The sequence below is a fragment of the Pseudomonas fluorescens genome (assembly GCF_002022275.1).
In the GTDB taxonomy this organism is placed as follows: Bacteria; Pseudomonadota; Gammaproteobacteria; order Pseudomonadales; family Pseudomonadaceae; genus Aquipseudomonas; species Aquipseudomonas fluorescens_AJ.
Map to the genome: position 1 here is coordinate 459947 of NZ_MSDF01000014.1, position 20199 is coordinate 480145.

A 20199-nucleotide genomic window follows, 5' to 3' on the forward strand; every position below is an offset into this window, starting at 1 on the left:
TATATCCTCATCGCGGGCTCTGCCGCTGACGTGTGTTATTCGAGCAATGATGAGCGCAGTGTAAAAAACTATTGCCAGTGCATTTCACTATATAAGCACCTATATTTGGCGACAATTCTCGGCAAAAACCCTTTTCACAGAGGCGTATCCCCTATGCGTACCAACACCCAGACCAAGCGGGAGCTGGACAAGATCGACCGCAATATCCTGCGTATCCTGCAAACGGACGGGCGAATTTCGTTCACCGAGCTTGGGGAAAAGGTCGGGCTGTCGACCACGCCGTGCACCGAGCGAGTACGCCGTCTGGAGCGCGAAGGCATCATCATGGGCTACAACGCACGGCTCAACCCGCAGCATTTGAAGGGGAGTTTGCTGGTATTTGTCGAGATCAGCCTGGATTACAAGTCTGGCGACACCTTTGAAGAATTCCGCCGCGCGGTGCTGAAACTGCCCCACGTGCTGGAGTGCCATCTGGTGTCGGGGGATTTCGACTACCTGGTGAAGGCGCGTATTTCGGAGATGGCGTCTTATCGGAAATTGCTCGGCGATATCCTGCTCAAGCTGCCGCATGTGCGCGAATCCAAGAGCTATATCGTGATGGAAGAGGTGAAGGAGAGCCTTAACCTGCCGATTCCGGACTGACTGATAGAACACGATCAAAAAATGTGGGAGCTGGCTTGCCTGCGATGGCGGTCTGTCAGGCGAAATATGTACTGACTGACCCACCGCTATCGCAGGCAAGCCAGCTCCCACATTGACCGAGCTAGACCAGTACTTGCCGCGTGCTCGCCATGTATTCATGAATCTGCTTCTCCACCCGCGGATGAATCAGCTCCACCGGCCCACGCCCATTCGGGCATGGCAAGGTCTTGGTGGTGCCAAACAACCGACAAATCAGCGGCCGCTCGTCATACACCGTGCAGCCGTTCGGCCCCAGGTGCACGCAGTTCAGCTCGTCCATCGCAGCGTCCTGCTCGGCGGCGGTCTTGCGCGGCAGGCGCGACATTTCCTCGGGCGATGTCGTCACCGGCCCACAGCAGTCGTGGCAACCGGGGACGCACTCGAACGAAGGAATCTGCCTGCGCAGCGCGCTGATTTTCTGACTGTTGCAACTCATCGAAACACTTACCGAACCGCGAATAGGCGTGAATTCTGCCGCAAAAAGCCCCGCGCAGACAGCTTCGTCCGACCGCTGTATCCTGCGTCAAATTTTCCAAACAGGGATGCTCCCCATGACTGCCAGCGCCCGGCACACCGCTTCCTACTACGCCGCCAGCAGCGTGCCGCAACCCGATTACCCGGCGTTGACGGGCGAAGTGCGCGCCGATGTGTGCGTGGTGGGCGGCGGTTATTCCGGGCTGAACACTGCGCTGGAGCTGGCTGAACGCGGCTTCAGCGTGGTGCTGCTGGAGGCGCGCAAGATCGGCTGGGGCGCCAGCGGACGCAACGGCGGCCAGTTGATTCGCGGTGTCGGCCACGGACTGGATCAGTTCGCCAACGTGATCGGCGCCGACGGCGTGCGCCAGATGAAGTTGATGGGCCTGGAAGCCGTCGAAATCGTGCGCGAACGCGTCGAACGCTACCAAATCCCCTGCGACCTGACGTGGGGCTACTGCGACCTCGCCAACAAACCGCGCGACCTGCAAGGCCTGGCCGAAGACGCCGAAGAACTGCGCGACCTCGGCTATCGCCATGACGTGCGCTTGTTACAAGCCAGTGAGATGAACAGCGTAATTGGCTCCGACCGCTACGTGGGCGGCATGATCGACATGGGCTCGGGGCATTTACATCCGCTGAACCTGGCGCTCGGCGAAGCGGCGGTCGCCCAGCAATTGGGCGTGACGCTGTTCGAGCAATCCGAAGTCACGCGCATCGACTACGGCCCCGAGGTCAACGTGCACACCGCTCAGGGCAACGTGCGCGCCAGGACCCTCGTGCTGGCCTGCAACGCCTACCTGAATGGCCTGAACGCCCAGCTCAGCGGCAAAGTGCTGCCAGCCGGCAGTTACATCATCGCCACCGAGCCGTTGAGCGAAGCCCAGGCCGCCGACCTGCTGCCGCAAAATATGGCCGTGTGCGATCAGCGCGTGACGGTGGACTACTTCCGACTGTCCGCCGACCGACGCTTGCTGTTCGGCGGCGCCTGCCATTATTCCGGACGCGACCCGCAGGACATCGGCGCCTATATGCGGCCGAAAATGCTCAAGGTATTCCCGCAATTGGCCGAGGTGAAAATCGACTTTCAATGGGGCGGCATGATCGGCATCGGCGCCAACCGCTTGCCGCAGATCGGCCGGCTGGCGGACCAACCGAATGTGTATTACGCCCAGGCCTATGCGGGCCACGGCCTCAACGCCACGCACCTGGCCGGCAAGCTGCTCGCCGAAGCTATCAGCGGCCAGCAACAGGGGCGCTTCGATCTGTTTGCCCAAGTGCCGCACATCACCTTCCCTGGCGGCAAGCACCTGCGCTCGCCGCTGTTGGCCTTGGGGATGCTGTGGCACCGGCTCAAAGAACTGGTGTGAATCAGCTGCGCCAGAAGGGTTTAAGGCCTTCCTGGCGGGCCTGCTCGGCGGTCAACCCAATATCGCGCAACTGCTCTGGGGTCAGTGTCAGCAAGGCTTTACGGGTGTGGCGACGGTGCCAGAAAAGACTCCAGCCGCTGATAGTGCGTGGCGCTGTCGCCTGCTCTTGCCCCGCCACCAATTCCTGACCGTGTAACGCCAACCGCGCATCGCTCATGCCGCTCATTTTGCTGCCCCTCATTTGCTTGTTGCCATGAGTGACTAGAGTGAGCGCACGGGCAAAACCATTACAGATTCAACCCTCTTTTATTAAATCCATACAGACACTGCCTGTCGGCGCCTGAATCCTGTATTTTCCCCCTATCTGTACTGGTCCTTCAGGAGCGACCGCCATGACCCTCTACGTCAACCTCGCCGAATTGCTGGGCACGCGCATCGAACAGGGCTTTTACCGCCCCGGCGATCGCTTGCCGTCAGTCCGTGCATTGAGTGTGGAACACGGGGTCAGCCTGAGCACCGTGCAACAGGCTTATCGCATGCTCGAAGACAATGGCTTGGCGATGCCCAAGCCCAAGTCAGGCTATTTTGTGCCCGTGGGGCGTGACCTGCCGGCCTTGCCGGAAGTAGGCCGCCCGGCCCAGCGCCCGGTGGAAATTTCCCAATGGGACCAAGTGCTGGAGCTGATTCGCGCAGTGCCGCGCAAAGGCGTAATACAGATGGGCAGAGGCATGCCGGATGTATTGTCACCGACGATGAAACCCCTGTTGCGCAGCCTGGCGCGCGTGAGCCGTCGCCAGGACCTGCCGGGTCTGTATTACGACAATATCCTTGGCTGTATGGAGTTGCGCGAGCAAATCGCCCGACTGTCTCTGGATTCCGGCTGCCAGCTCACCGCCGAAGACATTGTGATCACCACCGGTTGCCATGAGGCGCTGTCCGCCAGCATCCACGCGATCTGCGAGCCTGGAGATATCGTCGCGGTGGACTCGCCGAGCTTTCACGGCGCCATGCAAACCCTCAAGGGCCTGGGCATGAAAGCCCTGGAAATCCCCACCGACCCCATCACCGGCATCAGCCTCGACGCCCTGGAACTGGCGCTGGAACAGTGGCCGATCAAGGTCATCCAGCTGACCCCCAACTGCAACAATCCCTTGGGCTACATCATGCCGGAGGCGCGCAAAAAGGCGCTGCTTACCCTGGCCCAGCGCTTTGACGTGGCAATCATCGAAGACGATGTGTATGGCGAATTGGCCTACAGCTACCCGCGACCACGCACCATCAAATCTTTCGATGAGGATGGCCGTGTACTGCTTTGCAGCTCATTCTCGAAAACCCTGGCGCCAGGCCTGCGCATTGGTTGGGTCGCCCCGGGTCGCTACCTGGAACGGGTGCTGCACATGAAATACATCAGCACCGGCTCCACGGCGACCCAGCCGCAAATTGCCATCGCCGAGTTTCTCAAAGGCGGCCATTTCGAGCCGCATTTGCGCAGGATGCGCACTCAATACCAGCGCAATCGCGACTTGATGCTGGATTGGGTCAGCCGCTACTTCCCGGCCGGCACCCGCGCCAGCCGGCCTCAGGGCAGCTTTATGTTGTGGGTGGAGCTGCCGGAAGGCTTCGACACCCTCAAGCTCAACCGCCTGCTGGTAGAACAAGGCGTTCAGGTGGCCGTAGGCAGCATCTTCTCGGCGTCGGGCAAGTACCGGAACTGCTTGCGCATGAACTACGCTGCCAAGCCAACGCCGCAGATTGAAGAAGCCGTGCGCAAGGTCGGTGCCGCCGCAATACAGATGCTGGCAGAGGCGGCAGACTGACCTTTCATGGGAAATAGCCGTCATATGCCCACAATCGCCCTGACCTGGAAGCAGCGCCCTTGATGATTCGACGGCTTTTACCGTTTTTCCTGTTGGGCGCCCTCGCCCTGGGCGGCTGCGCCACAGTGGATTCACCGCGCATACCCAGCGACGCCCTGCCCGCCGCGCAATCCTCCTTCGGCCGCTCGATCCAGGCCCAGGCGGCGCCGTATCAAGGCCGCTCCGGCTTTCGTCTGCTGCCCAACAGCAGCGAAGCCTTCATGGCCCGTGCCGAGCTGATCCGCAACGCCCAGACCAGCCTCGACCTGCAGTACTACATCGTCCACGACGGCATCAGCACTCGCATGCTCGTGGATGAGCTGCTCAAGGCTGCCGACCGTGGCGTGCGCGTCCGCATCTTGCTGGACGACACTACCAGCGACGGCCTTGACCAGATTATTGCCACCCTCGCCGCCCACCCCAAGATCGAGATTCGCCTGTTCAACCCGTTGCACCTGGGGCGCAGCACCGGCGTAACGCGGGCCATGGGGCGCCTGTTCAACCTCTCGCTGCAACACCGACGCATGCACAACAAGCTGTGGCTGGCGGACAACAGCGTGGCCATCGTCGGCGGGCGCAATTTGGGCGATGAGTATTTCGATGCCGAACCCAACCTGAATTTCACCGACATCGACATGCTCAGCGTCGGGCCGGTCGCGGAGCAACTGGGCCACAGCTTCGACCAGTACTGGAACAGTGCGCTGAGCAAGCCCATTGATGATTTCGTCTCCAGCGCCCCGTCCAAGGGCGACCTGGCGGCGGCCCGAGTGCGCCTGGAAGCGTCGCTGGCCGAGTCGCGCCAGAAGAACCACGCGTTGTACAACCGTTTGCGCACCTATAAAACCCAGCCGCGCATGAACATCTGGCGCCGCGAGCTGATCTGGGCCTGGAACCAGGCGCTATGGGACGCGCCGAGCAAAGTGCTGGCCACGGCCGAGCCGGACCCACGCCTGCTGCTGACCACGCAACTGGCGCCGGAGTTGGAAGGCGTCAATCATGAACTGATGATGATCTCGGCGTACTTCGTGCCGGGGCAACCGGGGCTGGTGTACCTGACTGGCCGGGCGGATGCGGGTGTCTCGGTGAGCCTGCTGACCAATTCCCTGGAGGCTACCGACGTACCGGCCGTGCACGGCGGCTACGCGCCCTATCGCAAGGCGCTGCTGGAGCACGGCGTAAAACTCTACGAATTGCGCCGCCAGCCGGGCGACCCGAGCGGCGGCAGTGGCCCGCACTTGTTTCGCCGGGGTAGCTTCCACGGCTCGGACTCCAGCCTGCACAGCAAGGCGATGATCTTTGATCGGGAGAAGTCGTTTATCGGCTCCTTCAATTTCGACCCGCGCTCGGTGCTGTGGAATACCGAGGTTGGGGTGCTGGTGGACAGCCCGGAACTGGCGGAGCACGTGCGTAACCTGGCGTTACAGGGCATGGCGCCAGCCTTGAGTTATGAGGCGAAATTGCAGGACGGCAACGTGGTGTGGGTGACCGAAGATAACGGCCAGATACATACGCTGACTCGCGAGCCGGGCAGTTGGTGGCGGCGGTTTAATGCCTGGTTTGCCACTTCTGTCGGGCTTGAGCGAATGCTCTGAAACCAGAGGAGATTAAAACTGTGGGAGCTGGCTTGCCTGCGATAGCGGTGGGTCAGCCACTTATTTATGGCCTGATACACCACCATCGCAGGCAAGCCAGCTCCCACAGTTGATTGCGTTTCAAGGTCAGGCAGGTTGTGCGGCGCCGAACGCGCCTTGGCGCAGCAGAAGCACCACCAGGCCCAGCGCACCGGCCGCCATCAACAGCGGCAACGCATGCCCGCTGATCCACTGGCTCCCCGCCCCCGCCACCAACGGCCCGATCAGGCAACCAATCCCCCACAGTTGCGCGATATGCGCATTGGCGCGCACCAGCGCATCGTCGCGGTAGCGCTCGCCGATCAGGATCAACGACAGCGTGAACAACCCGCCGGCACTGGCGCCAAACAGCACCCACACCGGCCAGATCAACAGCGTGTGCATCAACAGCGGAATGGCCAGGCTCGACACCAACAGCAATACCGCACAACTCAGGAACAGCGTGCGCCGCGGCAAGTAGTCCGCCAGCGCGCCAATCGGCAGTTGCAGCAACGCATCGCCGACCACCACCGTGCTGACCATCGCCAAAGCGATCTCGGCGCTGAAGCCCTGTTGCAGGCAATACACCGGCAACAGCGTCAGAATCATCGCTTCGAACGCGGCGAACAGCGCCACGGCCCACGCAATCGCCGGCAGACTCTGGCAGAACCGCCACAAGTCGCCAAAGGTGACGCTGAAGGATTCAGCCGTCGGCGCGCCGGAACGGCCCAGCAACAGCAGCGGCGCGACCATCAACAGGCCCACGCCGACCCAGAAGCCGTAATCATGGTCAGTACCCAGCACCCCCAGCAGCAGCGGCCCCGACAACTGGCTCAAGGCATAACTGCAGCCATACAACGCCACCAGCCGGCCACGCCATTGCTCCACCACCAACTGGTTGATCCAGCTTTCGCCGAGAATAAACACGATGGTCAGGATCACGCCGATCATCAATCGCAGTACCAGCCATATTGGATAACTGGGCAGGATTGCCAGCAAGCCGATGGAGACGGCGCCCGCCCACAGGCACAGACGCATCAGGTTGGCGGTGCCCAGCCATGAGGCCAGTCGGCTGGACACCTTGGCGCCCAGCAACACGCCGAACGCAGGCATCGCCGCCATCACGCCGATGGCGAAACTGCCGTAGCCCCAGCCTTCGAGGCGCAGGGACACCAGCGGCATGCTGACACCCAGCGCCAGGCCAACGCTGAGCACCGAGGCAAGAACGGCGAAATAAGTCGCCCAACGCATTTCCACGCTCCTGTGGATAATTTTTTGAGGGATCAAAACGAACTGTAGGAGCGAACCTATGTGGGAGCCGGGCTTGCCCGCGATGCAGGCACCTCGGTGTGTCAGCCACACCTCGGTGATGCTATCGCAGGCAAGCCAGCTCCCACACAGGCTTGCTCCTACAGGGGATCTGCGGTGTTGCTTACAGCTTGATCCAGGTCGACTTCAGTTCGGTGTACTTGTCGAACGCGTGCAACGACTTGTCGCGACCATTACCCGACTGTTTGAAGCCACCAAACGGCGCGGTCATGTCGCCGCCGTCGTATTGGTTGACCCACACGCTACCGGCGCGCAGGGCCTTGGCGGTCAGGTGCGCCTTGGAAATATCCGCGGTCCACACGGCGGCTGCCAGGCCGTAGACGGTGTCGTTGGCGATCTTGATCGCTTCTTCCGCGCTGTCGAAGGTGATCACCGACAGGACCGGGCCGAAGATCTCTTCCTGGGCGATTTTCATGGCGTTGGTCACGCCGTCGAAAATCGTCGGCTCGACATAAGTGCCTCCGGTTTCTTCCAGGGTGCGCTTGCCGCCCGCCACCAGCTTGGCGCCGTCGGCGTGGCCAGCTTCGATGTAGGACAGCACGGTGTTCATCTGCTGGGTGTCCACCAGAGCGCCGACGTTGGTTGCCGGGTCCAGCGGGTTGCCTGGCTTCCAGCCTTTGAGGGCCTCGATCACCAGCGGCAGGAATTTGTCTTTGATCGAACGCTCGACCAGCAGGCGCGAACCGGCGGTGCACACTTCGCCCTGGTTGAAGGCGATGGCGCCCGCAGCGGACTCAGCAGCGGCCTGCAGGTCCGGGGCATCAGCGAACACGATGTTCGGGCTCTTGCCGCCCGCTTCCAGCCACACACGCTTCATGTTCGACTCGCCGGAGCGAATCAGCAGCTGCTTGGCGATCTTGGTGGAACCGGTGAACACAAGCGTGTCGACGTCCATGTGCAAAGCCAACGCGTTGCCCACGGTGTGGCCGTAACCCGGCAACACGTTCAGCACGCCTTTTGGAATGCCGGCTTCAACCGCCAGGGCAGCGATGCGGATGGCGGTCAGCGGGGATTTTTCAGACGGTTTGAGGATCACCGAGTTACCGGTGGACAGCGCAGGGCCCAGCTTCCAGCAGGCCATCATCAACGGGAAGTTCCACGGCACAATGGCGCCGACCACGCCGACGGGCTCGCGGGTCACCAGACCCAATTGGTTGTGCGGAGTGGCGGCGACTTCGTCGTAAATCTTGTCGATCGCCTCGCCGCTCCAGCTCAGGGCATTGGCTGCGCCAGGCACGTCAATGCCCAAGGAGTCGGAGATCGGCTTGCCCATGTCGAGGGTTTCAAGCAGCGCCAGCTCTTCGGCATTGGCATTGAGCAGCGCGGCGAAACGGAGCATGGCGGCCTTGCGTTTGGCCGGCGCCAGGCGCGACCAGACGCCGGAATCGAAGGTGGCGCGGGCGTTTTCCACGGCGCGCTGGGCGTCGGCGGCGTCACAGCTGGCAACCGTGGCCAGCAAGCGGCCATCGACCGGGCTGATGCATTCGAAGGTGTCACCGGAAGCGGCGGCGGTGTATTCGCCATTGATGTAGGCGCGGCCTTCGATCTTCAGATCCTTGGCGCGTTGTTCCCAATCGGCACGGGTCAGGGTGGTCATGCGAGTGTCCTCCTCTTATTGAATACAAGGGCCAGGTGATGTCCCCCGGCAGCCTCAAAGAATTCTTGCCCGGCCAGCCTGCTGTTCGGCTCAAGGCAGCTGCCACCCTAAACCAGCGGCCGGGGGTGTTTCAATATATTTGACATAACACCGCTAAACGCCCTTGCGATGTTCATTTTAATAAACATAGACTTTGGGCTCTCCAACCGCAGGCCAGACGGGACACGCACATGAGCATCCAGGACATCGTCGACTTCAGCCAAGCCAACACCGCCCCAGACCGCTACCGCCCCGCCGCCGAGAAAATCCTCAAGGGCGATCCCGAGCAAACGATTTATAACCACTACAACAGCCCGTGCGGCCAGATGAGCGCCGGCGTGTGGGAAGGGGAAGTCGGGCAGTGGAAGGTCAATTACACCGAGCACGAGTACTGCGAAATTGTGCAGGGTGTGTCGGTGCTGCGCGATGCCGACGGCAACGCCAAGACCTTGCGTGCCGGCGACCGCTTCGTGATCCCGGCCGGGTTCAGCGGCACCTGGGAAGTGCTGGAAGCGTGCCGCAAGATCTACGTGGTGTTTGAACAGAAAGCTTGATCAGCAAATCGCAGGCAAAAAAATCTATCGTTTGATCGTTCCCACGCTCTGCGTGGGAAAGCATCCTGTGACGCTCCGCGTCACCATTGCGCAAGTGGCGGACTTTGCGCCAAAGCGGGACGCGGAGCGTCCGGGGCAACATTCCCACGCAGAGCATGGGAACGATCAGGTAAACACCAGGCAAAAAAAAGCCCGACTCGTGAGAGACGGGCTTTTTTTCACAAGGAGGAAAATCAATTACTTGATTTTGCCTTCTTTGTAGATCACGTGCTTGCGAACGCGCGGGTCGAACATTTTCTTTTCGAGCTTGTCCGGGGTAGTACGCTTGTTCTTGTCGGTAGTGTAGAAGTGACCAGTACCGGCGCTAGAGATCATTCGAATCAATTCACGCATGATAGAGCTCCTTAGATCTTGCCAGCGGCACGGATTTCGGCCAGCACGACAGTGATGCCACGCTTGTCGATGATGCGCATGCCTTTAGCGGATACGCGCAGACGGACAAAACGTTTCTCTTCTTCAACCCAGAAGCGGTGATGCTGCAGGTTTGGCAGGAAACGACGACGGGTTTTGTTATTTGCGTGGGAAATGTTATTCCCAGTCACCGGACCCTTACCGGTAACTTGACATACTCTCGACATGCCTCAGCCCTCTAAAACCACATGCCCAACCCGGCATGGGTTGGCCGCTTAATCTCTCAGTCATTTGGCGCCAGGCGCCGCGTTTCTTTAGGGTCTTACCGGCTACACCTACAAGCGAAGGAACCGGGCCCCTAGAAAAGAGCGCTGCTTTATACCAGAAAGACCCCGGTGCAACAACAGCCCGTGAGTTTTTACTGGCGTAAATCCTGGTAAAAGGCGCCTGAACCGTTGCTACTGGGGGCCGCTGGAACAGCCGACCACTCGTCGCACAGAATGATTTACAACGCCCGCGCGCACTGGAAAGTGCACAGCCAAACGCGCTGAGGCGCCATCAAAACAGCATTTGCGGCAAAAGCACAGGCAAAAATGGGCTAGTCATTTATCAATCAGACCACTACGGTAGGACTTTTCCAGACTGCACTTGCAGATGGGCCTTCGATCTGTAAAGGAAACCGAATATGCGCCTCGCTGCCCTACCGCTATTGCTCGCCCCTCTATTTATCGCTCCGGCGGCCTTTGCGGCCACCAATCTGAGCGTCTGCACCGAGGCCAGCCCCGAAGGGTTCGATGTGGTGCAATACAACTCGCTGACCACCACCAACGCCTCAGCCGACGTGCTGATGAACCGCTTGGTGGACTACGACGCCAACAGCGGCAAGCTGGTGCCGAGCCTGGCGGATAGCTGGGACGTTTCGCCGGACGGCCTGACCTACACCTTCAAGCTGCACCCGAACGTGAAATTCCACCGCACCGAGTACTTCACGCCAAGCCGCACCCTGACCGCCGAAGACGTGCGCTTCAGCTTCGAACGCATGCTCGATCCGGCCAACCCGTGGCACAAGATCGCCCAGAGCGGTTTCCCACACGCGCAGTCCCTGCAATTGCCGACACTGGTCAAGAAGATCGACGCCCTCGACCCTCTGACTGTGCGCTTCACCCTGGACCACGCCGACTCTACCTTCCTCGCCGCCCTGAGCATGGGCTTTGCCTCAATCTACCCGGCTGAATATGCCGACAAACTGCTCAAGGCCGGCACGCCGGAAAAACTCAACAGTCAGCCAATCGGCACCGGGCCCTTCGTTTTCGTGCGCTTCCAGAAAGATGCCGTGGTGCGCTACAAAGCCAACCCGGACTACTTCGCCGGCAAACCGGCTGTGGATAACTTGATCTTCGCCATCACCCCGGACGCCAATGTGCGCCTGCAGAAACTGCACCGTGATGAATGCCAGATCGCGCTCTCGCCCAAACCGCTGGACGTAGGCGAAGCCCAGAAAGACCCGGCACTCAAGGTCGAAAAAACCGCCGCTTTCATGACCGCGTTTGTCGCCATCAACAGCCAGCACCCGCCGCTGGACAAGCCGGAAGTGCGCCAGGCAATCAACCTGGCGTTCGACAAAGCCAGCTACCTCAAGGCCGTGTTTGAAGGCACCGCCGAAGCGGCCAACGGTGTTTACCCGCCCAATACCTGGAGCTACGCCAAGGACTTGCCGGGTTACCCGCAGGACATTGCCAAGGCCAAGGCCCTGTTGGACCGCGCCGGGCTCAAGGATGGCTTCAAAACCACCATTTGGACTCGCCCGACGGGCAGCCTGCTGAACCCCAACCCGAACCTCGGCGCCCAACTGCTGCAGGCGGACTTGGCCAAAGTCGGCATCCAGGCCGAGATCCGCGTGATTGAGTGGGGCGAACTGATCCGCCGCGCCAAGGCTGGCGAACATGACCTGCTGTTCATGGGCTGGGCCGGCGATAACGGTGACCCGGATAACTTCCTGACCCCGCAGTTCTCCTGCGCGGCGGTTAAATCCGGCACCAACTTCGCCCGCTACTGCGACCCGGCTCTGGACAAGCTGATCAGCGCCGGCAAAACCACCAGCGAACAAGGCGTGCGCAGCAAGCTGTATCAACAGGCCCAGGCGCAAATCCAGCAACAGGCCCTGTGGTTGCCGCTGGCGCACCCGACGGCCTTCGCCCTGACGCGCAAGAATGTCGAGGGTTACCAGGTCAGCCCGTTCGGCCGCCAGGACTACTCCAAAGTCAGCGTCAAGCCATGAGATTCAGCCCCGCCCTGGCGGGCGGGGCTAGATCCAGCCAAATTCCGCCATCGACAGCGGGTCGCCATCGCCGACGATGATGTGATCCAGCACCCGCACATCGACGGTTTCCAGCGCCTTTTGCAGCATTTTGGTTAATTTTCGATCAGCTGCACTCGGCTCGACGCTCCCGGAAGGATGGTTGTGACACAGGATCAGCGCCGCCGCGTTGTACGCCAGGGCGCGTTTGACCACCTGCCGTGGATACACGACCGCCGTGTCGATGGTGCCTTGAAACAGCGCCTCGAAGCCCAGCACCCGGTGTTTTGAGTCAAGAAACAGGCAGCCGAAAATCTCGTGTGGCTCATGGCGCAACAGGGCTTTGAGGTAATCACGCACGGCCAACGGGCTTTCCAGCACCGAGTCAGCGCGCAGCCGTTCGGCCATGTGGCGCCGCGACATTTCCAGCACCGCCTGCAACTGGGCAAACTTTGCCGGGCCCAAGCCCAGATGCTGGCTGAAGAGCGTCTGGCTGGCCTCAAGCAGCGGGCGAAGGCCACCAAATTGCGCCAGCAGATGACGCGCCAGGTCGACCGCGCTGCGCCCGGAAACTCCGGTCCGCAGGAAGATCGCCAACAGCTCGGCGTCAGACAGACTCGCCGCGCCCCACTCCAACAGCTTCTCCCGTGGACGCTCCGCCACAGGCCAATCGCGAATACTCATCCCACCTCCCTTCCATCCATATGCGCCGTGTGCGCCGCTGTTGCTGAACGGACGCTGTGTTATCGTAAGCCCTCTTTTTTGCCTGCCATTTCCCCTGGGGAGGGGGCTTTGCAGGCGTCACTGAACTGGCATCACTGAACTGGAAAGGCAAACCAATGCAGCGTCTGTATCGGAAACGCATCGTTCTCGGCGTCGGCGGCGGCATTGCCGCCTACAAAAGCGCAGAGCTGGTTCGCAGGCTCCTGGACCAAGGCGCCGAAGTGCGCGTGGTCATGACCCGTGGTGGCAGTGAGTTCATCACCCCACTGACCATGCAGGCCTTGTCCGGCCACCCGGTTCACCTGGACCTGCTGGACCCGGCGGCCGAAGCCGCCATGGGCCACATAGAACTGGCCAAATGGGCCGACCTGGTGCTGATCGCCCCGGCCACCGCCGACCTGATCGCCCGCCTGGCCCAAGGTATCGCCGACGACCTGCTGACCACCCTGGTACTGGCCACCGACGCCACCGTCGCCATCGCCCCGGCCATGAATCAGGCCATGTGGCGCGACCCGGCCACCCAGGCCAACACCCAACTGCTGCAAAGCCGTGGCCTCAAGGTGTTCGGCCCGGCGTCCGGCAGCCAGGCCTGCGGCGACGTCGGCATGGGCCGCATGCTCGAAGCCACCGACCTCGCGCTGTGCGCTGCTGAGTGCTTCCAGCACCTGGCCCTGACCGGCAAGCACGTGCTGATCACCGCTGGCCCGACCCAGGAAAACATCGACCCGGTGCGCTACATCACCAACCATAGCTCAGGAAAAATGGGCTTTGCCTTGGCGGAAGCGGCGGTCGAGGCAGGCGCACGTGTCACCCTGATCACTGGCCCGGTGCATTTGCCGACCCCTGATCGCGTCACGCGAATCGACGTAGTCAGCGCCCGCGACATGCTGGCGGCCTGTGAAGCGGCAATTCCCTGCGACCTGTTTATCGCCTCGGCAGCGGTTGCGGACTACCGCCCGGAAGTCGTCGCCCCGCAAAAACTGAAGAAAGACCCTACAAGCGGCGACGGCCTGCTCCTGCAAATGGTGCGCAACCCGGACATTCTGGCCACCATCGCCACGCGTCCGGACCGCCCGTTCAGCGTTGGCTTTGCCGCCGAAACCGAACACCTGCTGGACTACGCAGCACGCAAATTGAAAGACAAAAACCTCGACCTGATCGTTGCCAATGATGTCGCCAACCCGAGCATCGGCTTCAACAGTGAGGAAAACGCCTGCAGCGTGATCGACCGCGACCTGCACGCCACCCTTTTCGCCCAGACCAGCAAGGGCAAGATTGCCCGCCAACTGATCTCTTTTATCGCCCAACGGCTGAACCAGGTTTAATTTCCATGCACGCTTTGCAAGCCAAGATCCTCGACCCCCGCATCGGCACTGAATTCCCGCTGCCGGCCTACGCCACACCGGGCTCCGCCGGCCTGGACCTGCGCGCCATGCTCAAACAAGACACCGTCCTTGAGCCGGGCCAGACCCTTTTGATTCCCACCGGCCTGTCGATCTACGTCGGCGACCCGGGCCTGGCGGCGCTGATCCTGCCGCGCTCCGGCCTGGGCCACAAACACGGCATCGTGCTGGGCAACCTCGTCGGCCTGATCGACTCCGACTACCAGGGCGAACTGATGGTGTCGTGCTGGAACCGTGGCCAGACCGCGTTCAACATCGCCATCGGCGAGCGCATCGCCCAGCTTGTACTGGTGCCGGTGGTACAGGCGCACTTCGAACTCGTTCAAGAGTTCGACGAGACGCAACGCGGCGCGGGCGGTTTCGGGCATTCCGGCAGCCACTGACTAAGCTGAATCTGGCCGGACGCTGTTGTCCGGCCAGATGCCACCGGCCGGCGTTTCAGGATGAAGAATGCGCGGCGTTAATCAGCGAGATTTAATCAATAAAATCAATTAATTACGCGAAAGCCAAGGCGGAGCCAGTACGCCGATGGCACTTTTGCACCACGAACTCTCTGCCGAAAACGCCGTCATACCCTTCAGTTTGAGCCCGCCGGTCAGCCACATTCAGGCCAGCTTTGCCCCTTTCAGATGGAGTTTCCCCCCGCGATGAGTACCGCAGCCCGAGTAGCCCCGACATTCCCCGACAGCATCTTCCGCGCCTACGACATTCGTGGCGTCGTGCCCAAGACCCTGACCGCCGAAACCGCCTACTGGATCGGCCGCGCCATCGGCGCCCAAAGCCTGGCCCAAGGCGAACCCAACGTGTCGGTAGGCCGTGACGGCCGCTTGTCCGGCCCGGAGCTGGTGGAGCAGCTGATTCAGGGCCTGGCCGACAGCGGCTGCCATGTGAGCGATGTCGGCCTGGTGCCGACCCCTGCGCTGTACTACGCCGCCAACGTACTGGCCGGTAAATCCGGGGTGATGTTGACCGGCAGCCACAACCCGTCGGACTACAACGGCTTCAAGATCGTCATCGCCGGTGACACCCTGGCCAACGAACAGATCCAGGCCCTGCACACGCGCCTCAAAACCAACGACCTGACCCGCGGCGAAGGCAGCATCACCAAAGTCGACATTCTTCAGCGCTATTCGGATGAAATCACCGGCGACGTCAAGCTCGCGCGCCGCCTGAAAGTGGTTGTGGATTGCGGTAACGGCGCGGCTGGCGTGATCGCCCCGCAATTGCTCGAAGCCCTGAACTGCGAAGTCATCCCGTTGTTCTGCGAGGTCGATGGCAACTTCCCCAACCACCACCCGGACCCGGGCAAGCCTGAAAACCTGGTGGACCTGATCGCCAAGGTCAAGGAAACCGGGGCTGACGTGGGCCTGGCCTTTGACGGCGACGGCGACCGCGTAGGCGTTGTCACCGAGACTGGCGAAATCGTGTTCCCGGACCGCCTGCTGATGCTGTTTGCCCGTGATGTGGTGGCGCGCAACCCAGGCGCCGAAATCATCTTCGACGTGAAGTGCACCCGCCGCCTCACGCCGCTGATCAAGGAATACGGCGGTCGCCCGCTAATGTGGAAGACCGGCCACTCGTTGATCAAAAAGAAAATGAAGGAAACCGGCGCCCTGTTGGCCGGCGAAATGAGCGGTCACGTGTTCTTCAAGGAGCGCTGGTTCGGTTTTGACGACGGTATTTACAGCGCCGCCCGTCTGCTGGAGATCCTCAGCAAGGAAAAATCCACTGCCGAAGAGCTGTTTCAGACCTTCCCGAATGATATTTCTACGCCAGAGATCAATATCCATGTGACCGAGGAGAGCAAATTCAGCATCATTGACGCACTGCACGATGCGCAATGGGGCGAAGGCGCCAACCTGACCACCATTGATGGTGTGCGAGTCGATTACGCCAAAGGCTGGGGCCTGGTTCGCGCGTCCAACACCACACCGGTGCTGGTCCTGCGTTTCGAGGCGGATACCGAGGCTGAGTTGCAGCGCATCAAGGACGTGTTCCACGCCCAGTTGAAACGTGTTGCCCCTGATCTCCAATTACCGTTCTGATTTTTTACCGGAGCCCTGAATGACCCTCGAACGCGAAGCCGCTGCCAACACTGCCAAGGTCCTGTCCGAAGCGTTGCCTTACATTCGACGCTACGTCGGCAAGACGCTGGTGATCAAGTACGGCGGCAATGCCATGGAAAGCGACGAGCTGAAAACCGGCTTTGCCCGCGACATCGTGTTGATGAAAGCCGTCGGGATCAACCCGGTGGTGGTGCACGGCGGCGGCCCGCAAATCGGCGACCTGCTCAAGCGCTTGTCGATCGAGAGTCACTTCATCGATGGCATGCGCGTCACTGACGCGCAGACCATGGACGTGGTGGAGATGGTCCTCGGCGGCCAGGTCAACAAAGACATCGTCAACCTGATCAACCGTCATGGCGGCAGCGCCATCGGCCTGACCGGCAAGGACGCTGAGCTGATCCGCGCGAAAAAACTGACCGTGACCCGCCAGACGCCGGAAATGACCCAGCCGGAAATCATCGACATCGGCCAGGTGGGCGAAGTGATCGGCATCAACACCGACCTGCTGAACCTGTTGGTCAAAGGCGACTTCATTCCGGTAATCGCGCCAATTGGCGTGGGTGCCAACGGTGAGTCCTACAACATCAACGCCGACCTGGTGGCTGGCAAAGTGGCGGAAGCACTGAAGGCTGAAAAGCTGATGCTGCTGACCAACATCGCCGGTCTGATGGACAAGGAAGGCAAGGTGCTGACCGGTTTGACCACTCAACAAGTGGACGAACTGATCGCCGACGGCACCATCTACGGCGGTATGCTGCCGAAGATCCGTTGCGCACTGGAAGCGGTGCAGGGCGGCGTGGGCAGTTCGTTGATCATCGACGGCCGGGTGCCGAATGCGGTGCTGCTGGAGATCTTCACCGACACCGGCATGGGCACGCTGATCAGTAACCGCAAGCGCTCTTAATCGCTGAAAACCAAAAAGCCCCCGCTCAATTGAATTGAGCGGGGGCTTTTTATTTGCACGCGGTCCAAATGTGGGAGCTGGCTTGCCTGCGATGACGGCGGAACATTCAACAACTCTGTCGACTGAGACACCGCTATCGCGGGCAAGCCCGCTCCCACAGGGGATCTACGTCAGACGCCGAATTGCTCGCGGTATGCACGAACTGCTGGCAAATGCTGCTTGAGCTGCGGGTCATCTTCCAGGAACTGCAATACCTGGTTCAACGACACGATACTCACCACCGGAATGCCGAAATCACGCTCCACTTCCTGGATCGCCGACAACTCACCGTTGCCGCGTTCCTGGCGGTTCAGCGCGATCAGCACGCCGGCAGCCTTGGCGCCTTCCTGGGAAGCGATGATCTGCATCACTTCACGAATGGCGGTGCCGGCGGTGATCACGTCGTCGATGATCAGCACATCACCCGTGAGCGGTGCGCCCACCAGGCTGCCGCCTTCACCATGGGCCTTGGCCTCTTTGCGGTTGAAGCACCACGGCAAATCTTTGCCGTGGTGCTCAGCCAGGGCCACCGCAGTCGCGGCCGCCAGAGGAATACCCTTGTAGGCCGGGCCAAACAGCACGTCGAAGGAAATACCGCTTTCAACGATGGCCGCCGCATAGAAACGACCCAGTTGAGCCAGAGCCGATCCCGAGTTGAACAGGCCTGCATTGAAGAAGTACGGGCTGGTGCGCCCGGACTTCAGAGTGAACTCACCGAAGCGCAAAACGCCGCGATCGATGGCAAAACGAATGAAATCGCGTTGATACGCCTGCATGAAAAAAGCCTCAGATACCACGGATTTAGCTAATTAGGTAGACGGCGTGTATCATACACGCACGCGATTTTTGGGGCCATTTATGCGGATCATCAGTGTGAACGTCAATGGTATTCAGGCTGCAGTCGAGCGTGGTTTGCTCAGTTGGCTGCAAGCACAGAATGCCGACGTCATCTGCCTGCAGGACACCCGCGCCTCCGCCTTTGAACTGGACGACCCAGCCTTCCAACTGGATGGCTACTTCCTTTATGCCTGCGATGCCGAAGTGCCCACCCAAGGTGGTGTGGCTTTGTATTCGCGGTTGCAACCCAAGGCGGTCATCAGCGGCCTCGGCTTCGAGACAGCCGACCGCTACGGGCGCTACCTGCAAGCCGATTTCGACAAGGTCAGCATCGCGACCTTGCTGCTCCCTTCGGGGCAGAACGGCGATGAAGACTTGAACCAGAAGTTCAAGCTAATGGACGATTTCGCCCGTTACCTGGATAAACAGCGACGCAAACGTCGCGAGTACATTTACTGTGGCTCGCTGTACGTGGCGCAACAAAAGCTGGATATCAAGAACTGGCGCGACAGCCAGCAATCTCCGGGTTTCCTGGCGCCGGAACGGGCCTGGATGGACGAGATTGTCGGCAACATGGGTTATGTGGATGCCCTGCGCGAAGTCAGCCGTGAAGGCGACCAGTACAGCTGGTGGCCGGATAACGAACAGGCCGAGATGCTCAACCTGGGCTGGCGTTTCGACTACCAGCTGTTGACCCCGGGCCTGCGCCGCTTTGTACGCAGCGCACGCTTGCCGCGTCAGCCACGCTTCTCGCAGCACGCGCCGCTGATCGTGGACTACGATTGGACTCTGACCATCTAAGGTCTTTTTCCAGGCACAAAAAAACCGACATCGCTGTCGGTTTTTTTGTGGGCGCTCATTATTTGACCAGTCGCCAGGTCAAGGGATAGCGATAGGCGATGCCCTTGTTGGCTTTGATCGAACCGATGATCGTCAGCACCACGCTGGCGATGGCCAGGGCAGTCATCAGGAAAAAACCGATAACCGCGAAGGCCAGCACGATGCACACGATCCAGGCGATGGCCACGGTGATCTGGAAATTCAACGCTTCCTTGCCCTGATCATCAATGAACGGGTCCACTTCCTTCTTCATCTGCCACAGGATCAATGGCCCCACGACACTGCCAAAGGGGAACACAAACCCGAGAAACGCCGCGAGATGGCACAACATTGCTCCCTGGCGCACTTCGTAGGACGGCGTGGGCACGGGCATTTGGCTGTTGTCATTCATGGCGCTTCTCCTTGAGGCGGGCTCAGTCAGCCAGTGCGGCGTTCTGCAGTTCGAAGATTTCGGTCATGCCTTTCTGGGCCAGGGCCAGCATCGCGTTCAGGTCAGCAGGCTGGAATGGCGCGCCTTCTGCGGTGCCCTGCACTTCAATGAAACCACCGGTGCTGGTCATCACAACGTTCAGGTCGGTCTCGGCGGCCGAGTCTTCCAGGTAGTCCAAGTCCAGCACAGGCTCGCCTTGGTACATGCCCACCGAAACGGCAGCGATCATCTGCTTGAGCGGGTCGCCGCCCTTCAGGCCGCCGCGCTTTTTGATCACTTTGAGGGCATCAACCAGAGCAACCATGGCGCCAGTAATGGACGCCGTGCGGGTGCCGCCGTCAGCCTGGATCACGTCGCAATCGACATAGAGGGTCACGTCGCCCAGCTTGGACATGTCCAGGGCTGCGCGCAGGGAACGGCCGATCAGGCGCTGGATTTCCAGGGTGCGGCCGCCTTGCTTGCCACGGCTGGCTTCACGCTGGTTACGCTCACCGGTGGCGCGCGGCAACATGCCGTATTCGGCGGTCAGCCAACCCTGGCCCTGGCCTTTAAGGAAACGCGGCACGCCGTTTTCGACGCTGACGGTGCAGATGACTTTGGTATCGCCAAACTCGACCAGTACAGATCCCTCGGCGTGTTTGGTGTAGTTGCGGGTGATGCGGATCGAGCGGAGCTGATCGGCAGCGCGACCACTTGGACGTTTCATAGGGGATACCTGTACGAAGGACGAAAAACTGCCG

Annotated in this window: 20 protein-coding genes and 1 pseudogene; 11 read left to right on the forward strand and 10 right to left on the reverse strand. The window is 60.8% G+C overall.

Annotated features, from left to right (window positions below; translation table 11 throughout):
* Window positions 1-153: 153 nt before the first annotated feature.
* Window positions 154-642 (forward strand): Lrp/AsnC ligand binding domain-containing protein, encoded by a 489-nt coding sequence (locus tag BFW87_RS10385; protein ID WP_003176896.1) that lies wholly within the window; start codon window positions 154-156, stop codon window positions 640-642.
* A gap of 121 nt (window positions 643-763) precedes the next feature.
* On the opposite strand, the gene BFW87_RS10390 is transcribed toward BFW87_RS10385, so the two are convergent.
* On the reverse strand, window positions 764-1117 hold the full coding sequence (locus tag BFW87_RS10390; protein ID WP_003176897.1) for a YkgJ family cysteine cluster protein: 354 nt from the start codon (window positions 1115-1117) through the stop codon (window positions 764-766).
* 115 nt (window positions 1118-1232) lie between these two features.
* Between BFW87_RS10390 and BFW87_RS10395 the strand changes: the two genes are divergently transcribed.
* Window positions 1233-2525: an NAD(P)/FAD-dependent oxidoreductase gene (locus tag BFW87_RS10395; protein WP_078739757.1), complete on the forward strand. Its 1293-nt coding sequence runs from the start codon at window positions 1233-1235 to the stop codon at window positions 2523-2525.
* 1 nt (window position 2526) lies between these two features.
* On the opposite strand, the gene BFW87_RS10400 is transcribed toward BFW87_RS10395, so the two are convergent.
* On the reverse strand, window positions 2527-2751 hold the full coding sequence (locus BFW87_RS10400; RefSeq protein ID WP_078739758.1) for a DUF1127 domain-containing protein: 225 nt from the start codon (window positions 2749-2751) through the stop codon (window positions 2527-2529).
* A 166-nt stretch (window positions 2752-2917) separates the two neighbouring features.
* Here BFW87_RS10400 and BFW87_RS10405 point away from each other — a divergent pair, with 166 nt between their 5' ends.
* Window positions 2918-4342 (forward strand): PLP-dependent aminotransferase family protein, encoded by a 1425-nt coding sequence (locus BFW87_RS10405; RefSeq protein ID WP_078739759.1) that lies wholly within the window; start codon window positions 2918-2920, stop codon window positions 4340-4342.
* A gap of 62 nt (window positions 4343-4404) precedes the next feature.
* Window positions 4405-5973 (forward strand): phospholipase D family protein, encoded by a 1569-nt coding sequence (locus BFW87_RS10410; RefSeq protein ID WP_078739760.1) that lies wholly within the window; start codon window positions 4405-4407, stop codon window positions 5971-5973.
* A 126-nt stretch (window positions 5974-6099) separates the two neighbouring features.
* Here BFW87_RS10410 and BFW87_RS10415 read toward each other — a convergent pair whose 3' ends face one another.
* The gene (locus tag BFW87_RS10415) at window positions 6100-7242 is read right to left on the reverse strand and encodes an MFS transporter (RefSeq protein ID WP_078739761.1); all 1143 of its coding nucleotides are present in this window, start codon (window positions 7240-7242) and stop codon (window positions 6100-6102) included.
* A 181-nt stretch (window positions 7243-7423) separates the two neighbouring features.
* A complete protein-coding gene (locus tag BFW87_RS10420) occupies window positions 7424-8917 on the reverse strand; it encodes an aldehyde dehydrogenase (protein ID WP_078739762.1) in 1494 nt (497 codons plus the stop codon).
* Between the two features lie 230 nt (window positions 8918-9147).
* Here BFW87_RS10420 and BFW87_RS10425 point away from each other — a divergent pair, with 230 nt between their 5' ends.
* Entirely contained in the window at window positions 9148-9510 is a 363-nt protein-coding gene (locus tag BFW87_RS10425) for a cupin domain-containing protein (RefSeq protein WP_078739763.1), read from the forward strand.
* A gap of 237 nt (window positions 9511-9747) precedes the next feature.
* Here BFW87_RS10425 and rpmG read toward each other — a convergent pair whose 3' ends face one another.
* Window positions 9748-9903 (reverse strand): 50S ribosomal protein L33, encoded by a 156-nt coding sequence (rpmG, locus tag BFW87_RS10430; protein ID WP_003176906.1) that lies wholly within the window; start codon window positions 9901-9903, stop codon window positions 9748-9750.
* A gap of 11 nt (window positions 9904-9914) precedes the next feature.
* A complete protein-coding gene (gene rpmB / locus BFW87_RS10435) occupies window positions 9915-10148 on the reverse strand; it encodes a 50S ribosomal protein L28 (protein ID WP_003176907.1) in 234 nt (77 codons plus the stop codon).
* A gap of 458 nt (window positions 10149-10606) precedes the next feature.
* Here rpmB and BFW87_RS10440 point away from each other — a divergent pair, with 458 nt between their 5' ends.
* Window positions 10607-12199, forward strand: coding sequence for an ABC transporter substrate-binding protein (locus BFW87_RS10440; RefSeq protein ID WP_078739764.1), 1593 nt, complete (start codon window positions 10607-10609; stop codon window positions 12197-12199).
* 27 nt (window positions 12200-12226) lie between these two features.
* On the opposite strand, the gene radC is transcribed toward BFW87_RS10440, so the two are convergent.
* Window positions 12227-12901, reverse strand: coding sequence for a RadC family protein (gene radC, locus BFW87_RS10445; RefSeq protein ID WP_078739765.1), 675 nt, complete (start codon window positions 12899-12901; stop codon window positions 12227-12229).
* Between the two features lie 155 nt (window positions 12902-13056).
* Here radC and coaBC point away from each other — a divergent pair, with 155 nt between their 5' ends.
* The 4 genes and pseudogenes from coaBC to argB all read left to right on the forward strand — a co-directional run bounded on the left by coaBC (window position 13057) and on the right by argB (window position 17313).
* Window positions 13057-14265 carry a bifunctional phosphopantothenoylcysteine decarboxylase/phosphopantothenate--cysteine ligase CoaBC gene (coaBC, locus tag BFW87_RS10450; protein WP_016970585.1) on the forward strand — a complete coding sequence of 403 codons (1209 nt, stop codon included), beginning with the start codon at window positions 13057-13059 and terminating at the stop codon, window positions 14263-14265.
* A 5-nt stretch (window positions 14266-14270) separates the two neighbouring features.
* Window positions 14271-14726: a dUTP diphosphatase gene (gene dut, locus BFW87_RS10455; protein WP_078739766.1), complete on the forward strand. Its 456-nt coding sequence runs from the start codon at window positions 14271-14273 to the stop codon at window positions 14724-14726.
* A gap of 246 nt (window positions 14727-14972) precedes the next feature.
* A pseudogene (locus BFW87_RS10465) lies at window positions 14973-16388 on the forward strand (phosphomannomutase/phosphoglucomutase); the annotation flags it as partial.
* A gap of 19 nt (window positions 16389-16407) precedes the next feature.
* On the forward strand, window positions 16408-17313 hold the full coding sequence (gene argB, locus BFW87_RS10470) for an acetylglutamate kinase (RefSeq protein WP_078739768.1): 906 nt from the start codon (window positions 16408-16410) through the stop codon (window positions 17311-17313).
* Window positions 17314-17483: 170 nt separating this feature from the next.
* Here the strand turns inward: argB and pyrE are convergent, their stop codons facing one another.
* A complete protein-coding gene (gene pyrE / locus BFW87_RS10475; RefSeq protein WP_078739769.1) occupies window positions 17484-18128 on the reverse strand; it encodes an orotate phosphoribosyltransferase in 645 nt (214 codons plus the stop codon).
* A gap of 82 nt (window positions 18129-18210) precedes the next feature.
* Between pyrE and BFW87_RS10480 the strand changes: the two genes are divergently transcribed.
* Window positions 18211-18990 (forward strand): exodeoxyribonuclease III, encoded by a 780-nt coding sequence (locus BFW87_RS10480; protein WP_003195493.1) that lies wholly within the window; start codon window positions 18211-18213, stop codon window positions 18988-18990.
* A 58-nt stretch (window positions 18991-19048) separates the two neighbouring features.
* Here BFW87_RS10480 and BFW87_RS10485 read toward each other — a convergent pair whose 3' ends face one another.
* Window positions 19049-19420 carry a DUF4870 domain-containing protein gene (locus BFW87_RS10485; RefSeq protein ID WP_078739770.1) on the reverse strand — a complete coding sequence of 124 codons (372 nt, stop codon included), beginning with the start codon at window positions 19418-19420 and terminating at the stop codon, window positions 19049-19051.
* Between the two features lie 22 nt (window positions 19421-19442).
* Entirely contained in the window at window positions 19443-20165 is a 723-nt protein-coding gene (gene rph, locus BFW87_RS10490; RefSeq protein ID WP_003213280.1) for a ribonuclease PH, read from the reverse strand.
* Between the last annotated feature and the right edge of the window lie 34 nt (window positions 20166-20199).